The following is a 20,469-nucleotide window of genomic DNA, read 5'->3' as shown; positions in this document are numbered from 1 at the left end:
GCGGCGCAGGCACTGGAACGCGGGTCCGTACCCGAGGCCGAGCGCGGCCAGCCGGTCGTAGGCGTCACCGAGGTCGAGCGGCTCGGCGCCGGCCGGGACCGCCGCGGTCCCGGCCGCGACGGCGGTGTCCGGTTCGAGAACGCCGGTCGCGTGCCGGGTCCAAGGCCCGCCGTCCCCTTCGGCCCGGGCGAACACGGCGAAGTCGCGCAGCCCGTCTTCGCCCGGGGCCGCGACGCGGACCTGCAGGTGCACGGCGCCGTCCGCCGGGACGACGAGCGGCTCGACGACGGTCAGCTCGCGCACGGCCGCGCCGGCGTGCAACGCCAGTTCGGCGAAGGCCGCGCCGGGCAGCACGGTCGTGCCGAGGACCGTGTGGTCGGCCAGCCACGGCTGCGCGGCCAACGAGACCCGACCGGTGTACAGCTGACCGGCGCCGTCGGCGAGGTCGACCGTGCCGCCGAGCAGCGGGTGCGCGGCCGCGGCGAGGCCGAGGCCGGCGGGGTCGCCGGTGGCCTGCCGTGCCGCGGGCCAGAACCGTTCGCGCTGGAAGGCGTACCCCGGCAGCGGGACCGCGCGGCCGTCGGCGAGGCCGTCCCACCCGACCGGCAGGCCGGCCGCGAAGAGGCGGGCGAGCGCGGCGCGGAAGGCGCTGGGTTCGTCGTGGTCGCGGCGCAGCACCGGCACGACGAGGGCGTCGTCGTCACCCGCGGCGAGCCCGGCGAGGACCGCGGCCGGGCCGACCTCGACGAACTTGTCGACGTGCCACGCCCGCAGGGCGCGCAGGGCGTCGGCGAAGCGGACCGTGTCACGGACCTGGCGCACCCAGTACGCGGGATCGGTGACACTTCCGTTCGCCACCACCGGAATCGCCGGCTCGTGGTAGGTCAGCCCGGCGGCGACTTCGCCGAATTCGGCGAGCATCGGGTCCATCAGCGACGAGTGGAAGGCGTGCGAGACCGGGAGCCGCTTGACGTCGCCGAAATGCGCGGCGACCGCCGAGACGGCGGCTTCCGGACCGGACACGACCACCGAGCGCGGCCCGTTGACGGCGGCCAGCGCGGCCCCGCCGGTGAGCAGCGGCCGGACGTCGTCCTCGGCGGCACGCAGGGCGACCATCGCCCCGCCGGCGGGCAGGGCCTGCATCAGCCGGCCGCGGGCGGTGACCAGCCGGGCCGCGTCGGCCAGGGAAAACACCCCGGCGACGTGCGCGGCGGCCAGCTCGCCGATCGAGTGCCCGGCGACGTAGTCCGGGCGGACGCCCCGCGCGGCCAGGGTGTGGAACAACGCGACTTCGACGGCGAACAACGCCGCCTGGGTGTGCTCCGTCCGGTCGAGCGCCGCGGCGTCGTCGCCCCACATGACGTCGCGGACCGCCGGGTCCAGCTCGGCGAGGACGGTGTCGAGCGCGGCGGCGAACGCCGGGTCGGCGGCCAGTTCGCGGCCCATGCCGAGGCGCTGGGAACCCTGGCCGGAGAAGAGGAACGCCGTCCGGCCGGGGGTGACCACGCCGGTGACGACGTCCGGGTGCTCGCGGCCGGCGGCGAGCGCGGTCAGCGCGGCTTCGCCGAACACGACGGCCCGCTCGTCGAAGCGGGCCCGGCCGCGGGCGAGGGTCCACGCGACGTCGCGTGGGTCGCGCTGTCCGATGTGGACACTGAGCCGGTTCGCCTGGGCGCGCAACGCTTCCGGTGTCTTGGCGCTGAGCAGCCACGGCACCTCGGGCGCCGCCGGCCGCTCGGCAACCACGCGCGGCGTGGGCTGCTCCAGGATGACGTGGGCGTTCGTGCCGCTGATCCCGAACGACGACACCCCGGCCCGGCGGGGGCGCCCGGCGTCGGGCCAGGCCGTCGCGACGGTGGCCGGCTCGACCGCGCCGGCGGTCCAGTCGACGTGCCCGGACGGCTCGGTGACGTGCAGCGTGCGCGGCACGACGCCGTGGCGCATCGCCTGCACCACCTTGATGATCCCGGCGACGCCCGACGCGGCCTGGGTGTGGCCGATGTTGGACTTCACCGAACCCAGCAGCAGCGGGGTTTCGCGATCCTGGCCGTAGGTGGCCAGCAGCGCCTGCGCCTCGATCGGGTCGCCCAGCGTCGTGCCGGTCCCGTGCGCCTCGACGAAGTCGACGTCCGAAGTGGACAGTCCGGCGGTGGCGAGCGCGGTGCGGATGACGCGTTGCTGCGAAGGGCCGTTCGGCGCGGTGAGGCCGTTGGACGCGCCGTCGGAGTTGACCGCGGATCCCTTGACCACGGCCAGGATCTCGTGGCCGTGACGCTCGGCGTCGGAGAGCCGTTCGAGGACGAGCATGCCGACCCCTTCGGACCAGCCGACCCCGTCGGCACTGGCGGAGAAGGGCTTGCAGCGGCCGTCGGCGGCGAGGCCGCGCTGGCGGGAGAACTCGACGAACGCCGTCGGCGTCGACATCACCGTGACGCCGCCGGCGAGGGCGAGGTCGCACTCGCCGGCGCGCAGGGCCTGCGCGGCCCAGTGCAACGCGACCAGCGACGACGAACACGCGGTGTCGACGGTGACCGCGGGGCCTTCGAGCCCGAGCGCGTACGCGACCCGGCCGGAGGCGACACTGCCGGCGCTGCCGCTGGTCTTGTACCCCTCGGCGTCCTCACCGCCGTCGAGCAGGCGGCTGTAGTCGCCGTACATCACCCCGGCGAACACCCCGGTGGCGCTGCCCCGCAGCGCCGACGGGTCGACCCCGGCGCTTTCCACGGCCGCCCAGGACGTTTCGAGCAGCAGGCGCTGCTGGACGTCGGTCGCGACGGCCTCGCGCGGGCTCATCCCGAAGAAGCCGGCGTCGAAGTCGGCGGCGTCGTGCAGGAACCCGCCGTGGCGCGTGTACGACGTGCCGGGGTGCGCGGGGTCGGGGTCGTAGAGCGCGGCGAGGTCCCAGCCGCGGTTCGACGGGAACTCGGTGACGGCGTCGCCGCCGCGCTCGACCAGCCGCCACAGGTCCTCGGGCGAGGCGACCCCACCCGGGTAGCGGCAGGCCATGCCGACGATGACGACCAGGTCGCCGTCGACGGCCTTCGTGGTGAGGGGCGTTTCGACCGGGGTGTCCCCGGCGAGGTGGTCGACCAGGGCGCCGACGGTCGGGTGGTCGAACACGAGCGTCGCGGGCAGCCGCTGCCCGGTGGCGGCGGTGAGCCGGTTGCGCAGCTCGACGGCGGTGAGCGAGTCGAAGCCGAGGTCGGCGAACGACCGGTCGGGGGTGATCCGCCCGGTGCCGCGGTGGCCGAGGACGTGCGCGACCTCGTTCGCGACGACCGCTGCGGCCTCCGCGCGAGAACGCAGCCGCCGCTGCGCGGTGGCCGTCGCGCGGCGCGCCGGGGCGCGGACCAGACCACGCAGCGGGTACGGGAGGTCGTCACGCCGGCGCAGGACGGCCCGGTCGAGCCGCACGGGCAGCACGACGGGCGCGCCGGCGGCGAGGGCGGCGTCGAAGAGTCCGGTGCCCTGGTCGACAGCGAGCGGCGGGAAACCGGCGCGGGCGAGCCGGTCGAGACCGGTGTCCCCGAGCTCGGCGGTCATACCGGCGGTGGCGACCCACGGGCCCCACGCGAGGCTCGTGGCGGGCAGGCCGCGGGCGCGGCGGTGTTCGGCGAGGGCGTCGAGGAACGCGTTGGCGGCGCCGTAGTTGCCCTGGCCGGGCAGGCCCAGGGTGCCGGAGACCGACGAGAAGAGGACGAGGTCGGTGCCGTCGGCGGTCAGCTCGTGCAGGTGCCAGGCGGCGTCGGCCTTCGGCCGCGTGACGACGGCCAGGCGCTCGGGGGTGAGGTCGGTGAGAAGGGCGTCGTCGAGAACGCCGGCGGAGTGGACGACGGCGGTGATGTCGCGGCCTCGCAGCAGCAGCTCGAGAGCCGCGCGGTCGGCGACGTCGCAGGCGGCGACGGCGACCTCGGCCCCGGCCGCGGTGAGCTCGGCGACGAGTTCGCCGGCCCCCGGGCTCTCGGCTCCCCGGCGGCTCACCAGCAGCAGCCGGCGGGTCTTCCCGGTCGCGACGAGGTGCCGGGCGACGATCGCCCCCAGCCCACCCGTTCCCCCGGTGACGAGAACACTCCCGTCACGCCCCCCGAAGGCGGAGCTTTCACGTGAAAGCTCCGCCCCCAGGTCGCCGCTTTCACGTGAAAGCTCCGGGGTGAGGCGGGCGGCGAGGAGGGTGCCGGCGCGGATGGCGAGTTGCGGTTCTTCGCCGGCCAGTGCGGCCAGGAGGAGCTCCGGGGAGACGGGCTCGTCGACGTCGAGCAGGCCGAAGCGGCCCGGGTGCTCGGCCTCGGCCGCACGGACCAGGCCCCAGACCGCGGCGGCCGGGAGGTCCGCTCCCGTGGTCGCGCCGCGGGTCAGGAACACCAGCTTGCCCGTCGCCGACTCCGTGACCCAGCGTTGGGCCAGGTCCAGGGCGCGGGAGGTCAGCGCGTGCGTCGAGGCCGGGATGTCGCCGTCGCCGGCGAAACACGCCACCACCAGGGGCGCCGAGGTGAGGTCCGTCGTGGTGGGAAGGGGCAGGGTGAACGGGTTCTCGCCCCACAGGACGGCCGACGGCGCCGGGGCGGGTACCGGCACCGGGGTCCACGCCAGGGTGAACAACGCGTCGGAGCGCTGGTCGGTCGGACGGTGTTCGCGCAGGTCCAGGGCGTCGATCGTGGCGACCGGGTGCCCGGCGGGGTCGGTCAGCGTGACGCCGTCGTCGCGGACGTGGACGCGCAGCGTCACCGCGCCCGCCGCGTGCAGGGACACTCCGCGCCACGAGAACGGGAGTGCCCGCGCCGGGGTGCCCGGGCGCAGCGTGAGGGCGTGCAGGGCCGCGTCCAGCAACGCCGGGTGCAGGCCGAACTCCGCCGCTTCCGCGTGGTGCTCGGCGTCGAGCGCCACTTCGGCGAACACTTCGCCGCCGCGGCGCCACGCCGCCCGCAGGCCGCGGAAGCGAGGGCCGTACGCGAACCCGTCCGCCGCGAAGTCCGCGTAGAAGCCTTCCAGTGGCACCTGTTCCGCGTCCGCGGGCGGCCACGCACCGAGACCGGACGCGGGCACTTCCGCCGCCGGGCTCAGCGAGCCGGTGGCGTGCTCGGTCCAGGAGTCCTCTTCGGACCGTCGTGAGTGGATCGACACCGGCCGGGCGCCGCGCTCGTCCGGTTCGCCGACGCGCACCTGCACCGACGCCGGCACCACCAGCGGGACGGCCATCGTCAGCTCGTCGATCCGCGAGCAGCCGCACTCGTCTCCCGCGCGGATCGCCAGTTCGGCCAGCGCCGTGCCGGGCAGGAGCGTCGCCCCTGCGACGACGTGCTCGGCGAGCCACGGCTGGGCGGCCGTCGACAGCCGCCCGGTGAGCACGTGCTCGTCCGAGCCGGCCAGCGCGACCGCGTCGTCCAGAAGTGGGTGCGCCATCGAGCCGGCCGCCCGCACCGGCCGCGGCGCGGGCCAGAACCGCTCGCGCTGGAACGGGTAGGTGGGCAGCTCCACCGGCCGGCCGCCGGCCAGCGCGGGCCGCCAGTCGACGTCCACCCCGGCCACGAACAGCCGGGCCGCGGCCTCGGTGAACGCGACCTCCTCACCGCGGTCGCGCCGCATCAGCGGCACCGCGAGCCCGTCCGGCACCAGCGCGGACAGCACGCCGTCCGGACCGGCTTCGACGAACCGCGTGACCCCGGCCGCCGTCAACGCCGTGACGGCGTCGGCGAACCGGACCGCTTCCCGCGCGTGCCGCACCCAGTAGTCCACCGTGGACGGATCCACGCCGGACTCCACAGTGGACACGAACGGCAGGCGCGGTGCAGAGAAGGTGACTCCGCTCAGGACTTCGGCGAACTCCGCGAGCATCGGCTCCATCAGTGGTGAGTGGAACGCGTGCGACACCGTGAGCCGCCGCGTCTTCTCGAACCGAGCGGCCACCTCGGCGACCGCTTCCGCTCGTCCGGACAGGACGACCGAGCGCGGCCCGTTCACCGCGGCGATCGCGACGTCCGGGCCGAGCAGCGGCCGGACCTCGTCCTCGCCCGCCACGACCGCGACCATCGCGCCCCCGTCCGGGAGCGCCTGCATCAACGCGCCCCGTGCCTCCACGAGCCGGCACGCGTCGGCCAGCGAGAACACTCCCGCGGCGTACGCGGCGGCGATCTCGCCGATCGAATGCCCGGCGACGACGTCGGGCGTGACGCCCCACGACTCGGCCAGCCGCAGCAGCGCGACCTGCACGGCGAACAACGCGGGCTGCGCGAACTCCGTGCGGTCCAAGCGATCCTGGTCGTCACCGCGCACGGCGCCGGCCACCTCGGGGCCGAACTCGGCGAGCACGGCGGCGTGGGCCTCGGCGAACACCGGAAAACGGCGGGCCAGCTCCCGGCCCATCCCCGCGCGCTGCCCGCCCTGGCCGCTGAACAGGAACGCGGTCTTCCCCGGCGTCGCGGCACCGGTGACCGTCCGCCGGTCGTCGCCGGCCGCGAGGACGACTGCCCGGTGCGCGAACCGCGAGCGGGCGGCGAGGGAGTACCCGACGTCGAGCGGGCTGCCTTCGAGCCCGGTTGTGCTTTCGGTCCAGGCGCGCAACGCGGGCTCGGACTTGGCCGACAGCGGCCACGGCACGACCGCGGGCACCGGCGCGGCGGGCGTCTCCGGGCCGGCCGGGGGCTGCTCGAGGATGGCGTGGGCGTTCGTGCCGCTGATGCCGAACGACGAAACCGCCGCCCGGCGCGGCCGGTCGCTCGCGGGCCATTCGGTGGCCTCGCCGAGCAGGGCGACACCGCCGTCTTCCCAGTCGACGCGTGAAGACGGCGTGTCCGCGTGCAGGGTCCGCGGCAGCACACCGTGGCGCATCGCGAGGACCATCTTGATCACGCTCGCGACCCCGGCGGCGGCCTGGGTGTGCCCGAGGTTCGACTTGACGGACCCGAGCAGCAGCGGCGTTTCCCGGTCCCGGCCGTAGGTCGCGATGAGCGCCTGCGCCTCGATCGGGTCACCCAGGGGCGTGCCGGTGCCGTGGCCCTCGACGGCGTCGACGTCCACAGGGGACAGACCGGCGTTCGCGAGCGCCGCGCGGATGACGCGTTGCTGCGACGGGCCGTTCGGGGCGGTGAGCCCGTTGGACGCGCCGTCCTGGTTGAGCGCGCTCCCCCGCACCACGGCCAGGACCGGGTGGCCGTGGCGGCGCGCGTCGGAAAGCCGTTCCAGCAAAAGCATCCCGGCGCCCTCGGCCCAGCCGGTGCCGTCCGCGCCGTCGCCGAAGGACCGGCAGCGCCCGTCCGCGGACAGGCCGCGCTGCCGCGAGAACTCGACGAACGTCGACGGGGTCGCCATCACCGTGACCCCGCCGGCCAGGGCGAGGTCGCACTCCCCCGACCGCAGGGCCTGCGCGGCCAGGTGCAGCGACACCAGCGACGACGAACACGCCGTGTCCACCGTGACCGCCGGGCCTTCCAGACCGAGCACATAGGACACCCGGCCGGACGCCACGCTGCCCGCGCTACCGCTGGTCAGGTACCCCTCGGCGTCTTCGCTGCCGCTGAGCAGGCGGCTGTAGTCGTGGTACATCACCCCGGCGAACACGCCGGTCGCGGTGCCGCGCAGCGCCGCCGGGTCCAGGCCCGCGCGCTCGACCGCCTCCCACGAGGTCTCCAACAGCAGGCGCTGCTGGGCGTCGGTGGCCAGGGCCTCACGCGGGCTCATGCCGAAGAACTCGGCGTCGAACTCGGCCGCGTCGTGCAGGAACCCGCCGTGCCGGGTGTAGGAGGTGCCCGCGTGGGCGGGGTCGGGGTCGTAGAGCGCGTCGAGGTCCCAGCCGCGGTCGGCGGGGAACTCCGAGACGGCGTCGCGGCCGTCGCGGACCAGCTCCCAGAGCTGGTCGGGCGTGCGGACACCCCCGGGGTAGCGGCAGGCCATGCCGACGATGACCACCGGGTCGCCGGTGCTCGCGGCGGCGCGGCGGACCTCGGCGGCCGGCGGGCCGGCGTCGACCAGCTCGGCCAGCAGGTACGCGGCGAGCGCGGTCACGGTCGGGTGGTCGAACACCAGCGTGCTGGGCAGCCGCAGCCCGGTGGCGGCGGCGAGCCGGTTGCGCAGGTCGACGCCGCTGAGCGAGTCGAAGCCGAGGTCGGCGAACGAGCGGGCGGGGTCGATCGCCGCGGCGTCGGCGTGCCCGAGGGCGAGCGCGACGTGCGTGGCGACCAGCCCGGCGAGCGCCTCGGCCCGCTCGGCGGCGGGCAGCGGCGTGAGGGTGCGGACCAGGTCGCCGGCCTGCGCCGACCCCGCGGCGGCGCGACGGCGGCCGGGCCGGACCAGCCCGCGCAGGACGTGCGGGACTTCCGGCAGCCGCCGCACGGCGGCGAGGTCGAGCGGCAGCGGCAGGAGCGCGGGCTCGCCGGCGCCACGAGCGGCGTCGAAGAGGGCGAGGCCGGTTTCGACGGTGACCGGCGGCAGCCCGGCTTCGGCGAGGCGGCGCAGGTCCACTTCGGACAGTGTGGCCGTCATGCCGCTGCCGGACTCCCACGGGCCCCAGCCGAGGCTCACGGCGGGGCGGCCGCCGGTGTGGCGGAGGCGGGCGAGAGCGTCGAGGAAAGCGTTTGCGGCCGCGTAGTTCGCCTGGCCGGCGCCGCCGAACGTGCCGACGACGGAGGAGAAGAAGACCAGCTCGGTGCCGGGCGCGGTGAGCTCGTGGAGGTGCCAGGCGGCGTCGGCCTTGGCGCGCAGGACGGTGTCGAAGCGCTCGGGGGTGAGGGCGGCGAGGGTGCCGTCGTCGAGGACGCCGGCGGCGTGGACGACGGTGGTGATGTCGCGGCCTTCGAGCAGCCGGGCGAGGGCGCCGCGGTCGCCGACGTCGCAGGCCGCCACCTCGACGCGGTCGCCCAGCTCGGAGAGCAGGCCCGGGTCGGCGGTGCCGGAGCGGCTGACGAGCAGCAGGTCGCGGCAGCCGCGGGCGGCGAGGTGCCGGGCGACGGCGCTGCCGAGCCCGCCGGTGCCGCCGGTGATGAGGACGGTGCCGTCGCGGCCTTCGGGCCCGGCCGGCGCTTCGGTAACGCGGGCGAGCCGGGCGGCGAGGACCCGGCCGTCGTCGATCTTCAGGACGGGTTCGCCGGTGGCGACGGCTTCGGCGGGCTCGAGGGAGCCATCGGTCTCGACGAGCACGAACCGGCCGGGGTGCTCCGCCTGGGCGGCGCGGACGAGCCCGCCGGCGGCGGCCGCGACCGGGTCGCCGGGCGGCGTCACGACCACAAGGGTGCGCTCGCCGGCGAGGGTGTCCTGGAGCTTCGCCAGCACGCGGCCGGTCACCTCGCGCAGCGACCGCGGGACGTCGGCCAGGTCACCGGCGACGGCGAGGACGTCGAAGTCCGGCGCGGGTTCCCGGGTGGTGACGGGTGTCCACTCGAGCCGCAGCAGCGGGCGCGGGGCCTTCGCGGCGCCGGGCCGGCGCAGGACGAGGCGGTCGACGGAGACGACGGGAGTCCCGGCCGGATCGGTGGCGGCGACGCGGAGGCCGCCGTCAGCCGGGGTGAGCCGCACGCGCAGGGCGGCGGCGCCGGTGGCGTGCAGGGTGACGCCGTGCCAGGAGAACGGGACGCCGCCGGTGTGGCCGGGGTCGAGCAGGGAGACGAGCCGGAGGGTCGCGTCGAAGAGGGCAGGGTGCAGGCCGAAGGCGGCGGCGTCGGGGCGGTGAGGTTCGGCGAGGGCGACTTCGGCGAAAATCTCGTGGTCACGGCGCCAGGCGAGGGCGGGGCCGGGGAAGGCGGGGCCGTAACCGAGCCCGTCGGCGGCGAGGCGGTCGGTGAGATCGGTGAGGTCGAGGGCTTCGGCGCCGGCGGGGGGCCAGGTGCCGGGCGAGCCCGACGACGCATCCGCGGGCGACCAGAAACCCGGCGTGCCTGGGTGGCCGGTGTCGGCCGGGCCGGATGCCGCATCGGCGGGCGACCACAAACCCGGCGCGCCCGCCTGCCCGCCGTCGGGCGAGGCGAACCCGGTCGCGCCCGTGACCAGCGCCGCCTCCGGGAGCAGGCGGCCGCTCGCGTGCTGCTGCCAAGGCTCGTCCGCCCCCGCCGGGCGGGACGACACCGTGAACTCGCGTCCGCCCTCCTCGTCCGGCGCTGCCACGCGCAGCTGCAGGTCGTGGTCCGCGGTCAGCTCCAGGGGGGACTCGATCGTCAGCTCGTCCACGGCCAGGTCCGCGCCCGCCGTGAGAGCCAGCTCGACGAACGCCGTGCCCGGGAGGACCGGGACGCCCTGGACCGTGTGGTCGGCCAGCCACGGCTGGGTCGCCGTCGTGAGGAGGCCGGTGCGGACGACGCCGCCGTCGGACAGGTCGAGGGCCGCGCCGAGCAGCGGGTGTCCCGGGGCCGCCGGCCAGAAGCGCCGGTGCTGGAACGCGTACGTCGGCAGGTCCACGACCCGCGCGCCCGAACCGGCGAACCACGCCGGCCAGTCCACTGTGGAGCCCGTGATGTGCAGGCGTCCCAACGCTTCCAGGACCGTCTCGGTCTCCGGGCGGCCGCGGCGCAGGAGCGGCGCCATCACCGCCGCCGGCTCGTCGACCAGGCCCGACAGCACCGCGTCCGGGCCGAGCTCGACGAACGTCGTCACCCCCGCCGCGGTCAGGCGGCCGAGCGCGTCGGCGAAGCGGACCGTCGCACGCACGTGCTCGACCCAGTACTCCGGGGACGTCACGTCGCCCGCCGCGATCACCGGGACCACCGGGGGCGCGAACGTCAGCTCCGCCACGACCGCGCGGAACTCCGCCAGCATCGGGTCCATCAGGTGCGAGTGGAACGCGTGCGACACCGCGAGCCGCTTCGACTTCGCGAAGCGCGCCGCCACCGCCGCCACCGCGGCCTCGTCGCCGGACACCACCACCGACCGCGGCCCGTTCACCGCCGCGAGGCCGGCGCCCGGGACCAGCGCCGCGCGAACGTCCTCTTCGGACGCTTCGACCGCCACCATCGCGCCGCCGCGCGGCAGGGCCTGCATCAGCCGGCCCCGCGCCGACACCAGCGCGCACGCGTCGGCCAGGGAAAGCACGCCGGCCACGTGCGCGGCCGCGATCTCGCCCACCGAGTGCCCGGCGACGAAGTCCGGCCGGACACCCCACGCCGCCAGCAGCCGCGCCAGCGCGACCTCGACCGCGAACAACGCCGGCTGCGCGATCCCGGTCTCCGCCAGCGCTTCGGCGTCGACCCCCCACACCACTGAGCGCACCGCGGGGTCGAACAACGCCAGGACCTCGTCGAAGGCTTCCGCGAACACCGGGTACTCCGCGGCCAGCTCCCGGCCCATCCCGATCCGCTGGGCGCCCTGCCCGGTGAACAGGAACGCCAGCGGCCCCGGCGCCGCGACACCCCGCGCGACCTCGCGCACGCCGTCGGCGGTCGCCAGGAGGACCGCGCGGTGCGGGAACCGGGCCCGGGCGGTGGCCAGGGTGAACCCGGCGTCGAGCGGCGCGGGGGAAGCACCCGTGACGCGCGTGACCTGCTCGTCCAGCGCGGCTTCCGAACGCGCCGAAAGCACCCACGGCACCACCGGACGCCCGGCCGCGGGCGCCGAACCGGCCGCCGGCGCCTCGATCACGACGTGCGCGTTGGTGCCGCTGATCCCGAACGACGAGATCCCGGCCCGGCGCGGCCGCTCGGCGACCGGCCACTCCCGCGCGTCGGCGAGCAGCTCGACCGACCCGGCCGACCAGTCCACATGGGACGACGGCGTCTCCGACCACAGCGACTTCGGCACCACACCGTGGCGCATGGCGAGGATCATCTTGATGATCCCGGCGACCCCGGCCGCCGCCTGGGTGTGGCCGATGTTCGACTTCACCGACCCGAGCAGCAACGGGGTTTCGCGGTCCTGGCCGTAGGTGGCCAGGAGCGCCTGCGCCTCGATCGGGTCACCCAGAGTCGTTCCGGTGCCGTGCGCTTCGACGACGTCGACGTCCGAAGTGGACAGACCGGCGGTGGCGAGCGCGGCGCGGATCACGCGCTGCTGCGACGGGCCGTTCGGCGCGGTGAGCCCGTTCGACGCGCCGTCGGAGTTGACGGCGGACCCGCGCAGCACCGCCAGCACGCGGTGTCCGTTACGGACGGCGTCGGACTGCCGCTCCAGCACCAGCAGGCCGACACCCTCGGACCAGCCGGTGCCGTCGGCGTCGTCCGAAAAGGACTTGCAACGGCCGTCGCTCGCGAGGCCGCCTTGGCGCGCGAAGTCCAGGAACGTGGCCGGGGTCGACATCACCGTGACCCCACCGGCCAGCGCCAGCGAGCACTCCCCCGCCCGCAGCGCCCGCGCCGCCCAGTGCAGCGCCACCAGCGACGACGAGCACGCCGTGTCCACCGTGACCGCCGGGCCTTCCAGGCCGAGCGCGTAGGCGACCCGGCCGGAGGCGATGCTGCCCGCGGTGCCGTTGACGTCGAAGCCGCGCGCGCCGGGATCCCGCGGGAGCGCCGCGTAGTCGTGGTACATCACCCCCGCGAAGACCCCGGTGTCACTCCCGCGCAACGAGGTGGGGTCGATGCCGGCCCGCTCGAACGCCTCCCACGACACCTCGAGGAGCTGCCGCTGCTGGGGGTCGGCGCTGAGCGCGTCGCGCGGTGAGATGCCGAAGAAGTCGGCGTCGAACCCGGTGGCCCCGTGCAGGAAGCCCCCTTCGAAACCGGTGCCGGGAGTGTGCCAGCCGCGGTCCGCGGGGACCGGCGTGATGCCGTCGCGCCCCTCGGTCAGCAGCTCCCAGAAGTCCTCCGGCGAGGCCACGCCGCCCGGGTACCGGCAGGCCATGCCGACGATCACCACCGGGTCGTCCTCGCGCGCCGCCACCCGGGCCGGGCGCCGGGCCGGTTCGTCGCCCGCCGCCAGGAACTCCGTGACGGCGTCGGGGGTCGGGTGGTCGAAGACGAGCGTCGCGGGCAGCCGCCGACCGGTCGCTTCGGCGAGGCGGTTGCGCAGCTCGACCGACGTCAGCGAGTCCAGGCCCAGCTCGCGGAAGGTCAGCGACGAGTCGACCGACGCCGCGGACGCGTGCCCGAGGACGTTCGCCACCGTCGCCACGACCAGTGCGCCGAAGTCGGTCGCCGCCGCGGCCGCGCGCCGCGGGCGGGGCGGCGCCAGGCGGTGGAACACCGGCGGCACGACGTCCAGGGCGCGCAGCGCGGCGCGGTCGACGTGCGCGGCCACCACCGCGGGCTCGGCGCCGGCCAGCGCCGCGTCGAACCAGGCCAGGCCGTCGGCGACCGAATGCGTGGGCAGCCCGGCGCGCGCCATCCGCCGCAGGGCGGCTTCGGACAGCGTGCCGGTCATGCCGCCGTCGCGCGCCCACGGGCCCCACGCGATCGCGCGGGCGGGCAACCCGGCGGCGGCGCGGACGCGGACGAGCTCGTCGAGAGCCGCGTTGGCCGCGGTGTACGCGCCCTGGCCGCCGTTGCCGAGCACACCGAACACCGACGTGAACACGACGAACGCCGCCAGGTCCGGCGCCAGTTCGTGCAGGTGCCAGGCCGCGTCGACCTTCGGGGCGAGAACGCGCGCGAGCCGGTCCGGGGTCAGCGCGGCGAGCACACCGTCGTCGAGGACCCCGGCGGCGTGCACCACACCGGTGACGGGGTGGGCGGCGAGCAGCGCCGCAACCGCCTCGCGGTCGGAGACGTCGCAGGCGGCCAGCGCCACCTCGGCGCCGAGCGCGGTCAGCTCGTCGGCCAGCTCGCGGGCGCCGGGAGCGTCGGCGCCCCGGCGGCCGGCCAGCACCAGCCGCGGCACGCCGTGGGCCGTCACCAGGTGACGCGCGAGGTGGCCACCGAGGCCGCCGGTGCCCCCGGTGACCAGGACGGCGCCGCCACCCCAGTCGACCGCCGCGGGTTCGGTGGCGGCGACCGGCGCGAGCCGCGGCACCTCGACGCGGCCGTCGCGGACCCGGACCGCCGTCTCGCCGGACGTCGGCAGCGCGGCCAGCTCGGCCGCCGAGGGCACGCCGGAGAGCAGGAAGAACCGGCCCGGCCGTTCCGCCTGGGCCGAGCGGACGAGCCCTTCGGCCGCCGCGGCGACCGGGCCGCCGCCGGTGACGAACACCAGTCGTGTGTCGTCTTCGAGGTGCCCGCGCAGGTGGCTCAGCACGGTCGAGGTCACCAGGCGGACGCCGGCCGGGAACGGCAGGCCCACCGGGTCCGGGACCGGGACGAGCAGGACGTCGGCCGACGACGGGACCGCGTGCCGGCCGGCCAGCAGCGCGCCGAAGCCGTGGTCGTCGGCGCCGACGACGGCCCAGGTCAGCTCCGCCGGGGCGCCGAGGTCCTTCGGTGTCCACTCGACGCGCAGCAGCGGCGCCGCCGCCGGGCCCGCGTCCGCCGGGGGCCGCAGCACCAGGGAGCCGACGGTGGCGACGGGCGCGCCCTCCGGGTCGGTCACCGACAGCGTCACGGTGTCCGGACCGAGACGGCGCAGCCGCAGCCGCAGCGCGGACGCGCCGACCGCGTGCAGGCCGACGTCCGACCACACGAACGGCAGCCGGGCGCGCGGGCGCGGGTCGAGCCCGAGGAACGGCACCAGGTGCAGCGCGGCGTCGAACAGGGCCGGGTGCAGCAGGTAACCCGCGGGATCCCCGGCTTCCTGCGGCAGCACGAGGTCCGCGCACAGGTCGTCGCCTTCGTGCCAGGCCGCGCGGACCCCGCGGAACGCCGGCCCGTAGTCCAGCCCGGCGGCGGCCAGGGTCGGGTACAGCTCCTCGACGTCGATCGGCTCGCCGCGCCCGCCGCCCGCGGGGAGCACCGGCGCCGGGACGGCCGGGACCAGCCGGCCGGTCGCGTGCCCGGTCCACGTGCCGTCGCCGGCGCGGGAGTGGACGGTGACCGGGCGGCCGCCGTCGTCGGCGCCGACGCGGACCTGGACGGTCACGCCGTCGCCGGTCAGGGGCAGCGGCGCGGTGAGGGTCAGCTCGGCGAGCGCGCCGCAGCCGACCTCGGCGCCGGCGCGCAGCGCGAGCTCGACGAACCCGGTGCCGGGGAACAGGATCCGGTCGTCGACGACGTGCCCGGCGGGCCAGGGCAGCGTGTCCGGCGAGACGTGCCCGGTGAGCACGACGCCGTCTTCGCCGGGCAGTTCGACGGGCGCGCCGAGCAGCGGATGGCCGGAGCGGTCGAAGGGCCGGGCCGCGGGGCGGGCGGTGGCCCAGAAGCGTTCGTGCTGGAAGGCGTACGTCGGCAGGGTGACCCGGCGCGCGCCGGTGCCCGCGTAGAACGCCGTCCAGTCCGGCTCGACGCCGAGGACGTGCAGCCGGCCGAGCGCGGTCGCGAACGCCGTCTCCTCGGGACGGTCCGACCGCAGCAGCGGCACCGGCGCCGCATCGGGCAGCGTGCGCGCGACCAGCCCGGAGAGCGTGCTGTCCGGGCCGATCTCGACAAAGGCGCCGGTTCCTTCGTCCCGCAACGACTTCAGCGCGTCGGCGAACCGGACGGTCGCGACGACCTGGCGCACCCAGTAGCCGGGGTCGGTCAGCTCGCCGGGTCGCACCGGGCGGCCGGTGACCGTCGAAACGACCGGCAGCACCGGCTCGTGGAAGGTCAGCTCCGCGGCGACGCGGCGGAAGTCGTCGAGCATCGGCGCCATCAGCGGCGAGTGGAAGGCGTGCGACACCGAAAGCCGCCGGGCCTCCTCGAACGACGCCGCCAGCCGCAGCAGCGCCTCCTCGTCGCCGGAGACGACGAGCGACTCGGGCGCGTTGACGGCGGCGATCGCGACGCCGTCGGTGAGCAGCGGCCGGACCTCGTCTTCGCTGGCCTGCAAGGCGATCATCGCGCCGCCCTCGGGCAGCGCCTCCATCAGCCGGCCGCGCGCGAGGACGAGCGCGCACGCGTCCGGCAGGTCGAGCACCCCGGCGACGTGCGCCGCGGCCAGCTCGCCGATCGAGTGCCCGGCCACCCGCTCCACGCGCACGCCGAGTGCCACGGCGAGCCGGAACAACGCGACCTCGAAGGCGAACAGCGCGGGCTGGGCGACCCCGGTGCGGTCGAGCACGGCCGGGTCGCCGGTGCCGATCGCCGCGGCGACCTCGGCCGGGAAGTGTGCGCAGACGTCGGCGTACGCGGCCGCGAAGACGGGGAAGCGGGCGGCCAGTTCACGGCCCATGCCCGGGCGCTGGGTGCCCTGCCCGGCGAACACCGCGGCGACGGCGGGCTCGACGGCGGGCGCGGTGCCGCTCGCGATCTCGGCGCCGCCCAGCAGCACGGCCCGGCGGTCGAACGACGACCGGGTGGTGACCAGGGAGTGCCCGACGTCGACCGGGTCGGCGGCCACCGTCCGGAGCCGGTCCACGGCCGCACGCAGAGCCGCTTCGGACTGCGCCGAGACGACCCACGGGACGGCGGTCGCGACGACCTCGCGCGCGGGCCCGGCGACGACGTCGGCCGGGGCCTGTTCCAGGATCAGGTGCGCGTTCGTGCCGCTGATGCCGAACGACGACACGGCCGCGCGGCGCGGCCGGCCCGCCTCGGGCCACTCGCGGGCCGCGGTGACCAGGTCGACCGCGCCCGCCGTCCAGTCCACATGGGACGACGGACTGTCGGCGTGCAGCGTGCGCGGGACGGTGCCGTGCCGCAGCGCCGCGACCATCTTGAGCACGCCGGCGACCCCGGCCGCGGCCTGCGTGTGGCCGATGTTCGACTTCACCGATCCCAGCAGCAGCGGGGTTTCCCGGTCCTGGCCGTACACCGCGAGCGCGGCGCGGGCTTCGATCGGGTCACCGAGCCGGGTGCCGGTGCCGTGCGCTTCGAGGACGTCCACGTCGGCGGGGGTGAGGCCCGCGTCGCCGAGGGCCTCGCGGATCACGCGCTGCTGGGCCGGGCCGCTGGGCGCGGTGAGGCCGTTGGACGCGCCGTCGGAGTTGACCGCGGACCCGCGCACGACCGCGAGGACGTCGTGGCCGAGCTCGCGGGCGCGCGAAAGCCGTTCGACGACGACCATGCCGACGCCTTCGGCCCAGCCGGTGCCGTCCGCGCCGTCGCCGAACGCCTTGCAGCGCCCGTCTTCGGACAGGCCGCCCTGCTTCGCGAACTCGACGAAGATGCCGGGCTCGGCCATCACGGTGACCCCGCCGGCGATGGCCAGCGACGTCTCCCCCGACCGCACCGACCGCACGGCCAGGTGCAGCGCGACCAGCGACGACGAGCACGCCGTGTCCACCGTGACGGCCGGGCCGCCGGTGCCGAGCACGTAGGCGACCCGGCCGGAGACCAGGCTCGGCGAGGTGCCGGTGAGCACGTACCCTTCGGCGTCTCCGGTGCCTTCGGCCAGCCGCGGACCGTAGTCCTGCGCGGTGGCGCCGACGAACACGCCGGTCCGGGTCCCGCGCAGCGACGACGGCGCGATGCCGGCGCGTTCCAGGGTCTCCCAGACGACTTCGAGCACGAGCCGCTGCTGCGGTTCCATCGCCTGGGCTTCGCGCGGCGAGATGCCGAACAGGCCGGCGTCGAACCCGGCGACGTCGGCGAGGAAGCCGCCCGGGCGCCCGGTGCCGAGCACCGACGCGGGCCAGCCGCGGTCGGCGGGCATCGCGGCGATCGCGTCCACTTCGGACTCGACGAGCCGCCAGAGGTCCTCCGGAGACGCCACTCCGCCGGGGTAGCGGCAGCCGACGCCGACGATCACGACGGGGTCGGCGTCCCCGGCCGAGGTGACGGCGGGCGCGCTCGCCGCGGCGCCCCCGGCGAGGTGCCCGGCCAGCGCGCGGGCGGTCGGGTGGTCGAACAGCTCGGTCGTCGCCAGCGTGCGGCCGGTGGCCGCGCCGAGGCGGACGGCGAGGTCGACGTTCATCGCCGAGTCGAAACCCAGCTCGCGGAACGGCGTGCCGGGGTCGACCTCGGCGCCGAGGACCGCGGCGGCCTCGGCCCGCACGAGCGCGAGCAGATCGCGGTCGAGGGGGACGGCCACCGGGGCGGGCTCGGGCGCGTCGAACCAGTGGCGGCCGCGGTCGAAGGCGTAGGTGGGCAGGTCGACCGGCCGGCCGCCGGCGGTGAGCGCCGTCCAGTCGACGCCGACGCCGTGGACGTGCAGCTCGGCCAGCGCGGCGACCGCGCCGAAGTCCTCCGGGCGCCGGGAGCGCGACGAGCGCACGGTCACCGGGTCGGTCCCGAGGCAGGCGCGGACCAGCGAGGTGAGCGTGCCGTCCGGGCCGAGCTCGAGGAACGCCGTCGTCCCCTGGTGCGCCAGCGTGGTGACGGCGTCGGCGAAGCGGACGGTGTCGCGGGCCTGGCGGACCCAGTGGTCGGCCGAGCACAGCTGGGCCTGGCGGATCACGCGGCCGGTCACCGTCGAGACCATCGGCAGCCGCGGCGGGCGCAGGTCGAGCTGCTCGACGACCCGGCGGTACTCGGCCAGCATCGGGTCCATCAGCGGCGAGTGGAACGCGTGCGAGACGGCCAGGCGCGTCACCTTCCGGCCGTCGGCCTCGAACCGGGCGGCCAGCGCCAGCACCGGCTCTTCGGGACCGGCGAGCACGACGGACGCGGGTCCGTTGACCGCGGCGAGCACCACGTCGTCGCCCAGCAGCGGCTCGACCTCGCCGGCGGCGGCGCGGACGGAGACCATCGCGCCGCCCGGCGGCAGCGACCCCATCAGCCGGCCGCGGGCGGTGACCAGCACGCAGGCGTCGTCGAGGGAGAGCACGCCGGCGACGTGCGCGGCGGCGATCTCGCCGACCGAGTGCCCGGCGACGAGCTCCGGCTCGACGCCCCACGACGAGAACAGCCGGTACAGCGCGACTTCGTAGGCGAACAGCGCGGGCTGGGTGTGCCCGGTCTCGGCGAGCACGGCGGCGTCGGCCGAGCCCGGTTCGGCGAACAGCACGTCCCGCAATGGGCGTTCGGTGTCGCAGCGCGCGCAGATCTCGTCGAGCGCCTCGGCGAACACCGGGAACCGCTCGTACAGCGCGCGGCCCATGCCGGGCCGCTGGGCGCCCTGGCCGGGGAACAGGACGGCCAGCCGGTGCTCGCCGGCGGTGCCGGTGACGACGTCCGCCGCCGGCTCGCCGGCCGCGAGCGCGGGCAGCGCGCCGGCCTCGAGGACGACGGCCCGGTGCGGGAACGCGTCGCGGGTGGTGACCAGCGAGTGCGCGACGTCGAGCGGGTCGGCGTCGAGGCCGGTCAGGGCGCGGGCCTGACCACGCAGGCCGCCCGGGGTGCGGGCCGAAAGCACCCAGGGGGCGGCTTCGGACGAGGTCCGCCGGGGTGGCTCCGCGGCCGGGGGCGCGGCGGAGAGCACGAGGTGGCAGTTGGTGCCACCCATGCCGAAGGACGACACCCCGGCATAGGCCGGTTTCTCCGGCCAGGGCACGGGGTCGACGGCGACGCGCAGGCGCCAGTCGTCGAACCGGATGGCCGGGTTCGGGTGCTCGTGGTTGCGGCTGGGCGGGACTTCGCCGTGGGACAGCGCCAGCGCGACCTTCAGCAGGCCCGCGACCCCGGCGGCGCCTTCGAGGTGCCCGATGTTCGTCTTGACCGAGCCGACCCACAGCGGGTCTTCCCCGCGGCCGGGTGCGAAGACGGCGCCGAGCGCGGCGGCTTCGAGGGGGTCGCCGACGCGGGTGCCGGTGCCGTGCAGCTCGACGTACCGGACGGCGTCGGCGGGGACGTCCGCGCGGCGCAGCGCGGCCCGGATGACCGCTTCCTGCGCGTCGGCGCTGGGGGTGGTGAGGGTTTCGCTGAAGCCGTCGTTGTTGACCGCGCCGCCCTCGATGACGCAGTGGACGCGGTCGCCGTCCCGCAGGGCGGCGGCCAGGGGCTTGAGGACGACGAAACCACCGCCCTCACCGCGGACGTAGCCGTTGGCGCGTTCGTCGAAGGTGTAGCAGCGGCCGTCGGGCGAGAGGCCGCCGAACCGGTCGGCGGCGATGGTGCTCTCCGGGGCCAGGTTGAGCTGGACCCCGCCGGCCAGCGCCAGCTCGGCCTCGCCGCTGCGCAGGGCCTCGCAGGCGAGGTGCACGGCGACCAGCGACGACGACTGCCCGGTGTCCACCGACAGGCTCGGCCCGCGCAGGCCGAAGGTGTAGGAGATGCGGTTGGCCACGACGGCGCGGCTCTGCCCGGTGAGGGTGTGGTGCCCGATCGCGTTCGCGCCGCCGCGCTTGAGCAGCGTCGCGTAGTCGTCCGCGCTCGCGCCGACGAAGACGCCGGTCGGCGAGCCGGCCAGCCGCGACGGGACGATCCGCGCGTCCTCGAGGGCTTCCCAGCCCAGTTCGAGGGCGAGGCGCTGCTGCGGGTCCATGGTCGCGGCTTCCCGGGCGGGGATGCCGAAGAACGCGGCGTCGAAAGTGTCCACTTCGGACAGGAAACCGCCGCGGCGGGTCTCGGGCGGGACGGAGGCGCGGCGCGCCGGCGGGACCTCGGTGGTGCCGTCGGCGCCGTCGCGCAGCAGGGTCCAGAACGCGCCGGGCGCGGGCGCCGCGGGCAGCCGGCAGGCCAGCCCCACGATCGCGACGGCACCTTCGCGGGCAACGTGCTCGGCTCGATCCAC

1 protein-coding gene (cut by a window edge) is annotated in these 20,469 nt (G+C 76.4%); it reads right to left on the bottom strand.

Annotated elements, in window-relative coordinates; all coding sequences use genetic code 11:
- A protein-coding gene (locus ACZ61C_RS31160; RefSeq protein WP_465311412.1) for an SDR family NAD(P)-dependent oxidoreductase crosses the window boundary here: on the bottom strand, nucleotides 1-20,469 show its 5' portion. The gene continues 6,786 nt to the left of window position 1, outside the view; 20,469 of the gene's 27,255 nt are visible here — the first part of the coding sequence; its start codon is at nucleotides 20,467-20,469; its stop codon lies beyond the left edge, outside the window.

Source organism: Amycolatopsis sp. NPDC104587, assembly GCF_055583645.1.
Note: the sequence above shows the minus strand (reverse complement) of the source record. Positions and strands in the feature narration are given on the sequence as shown.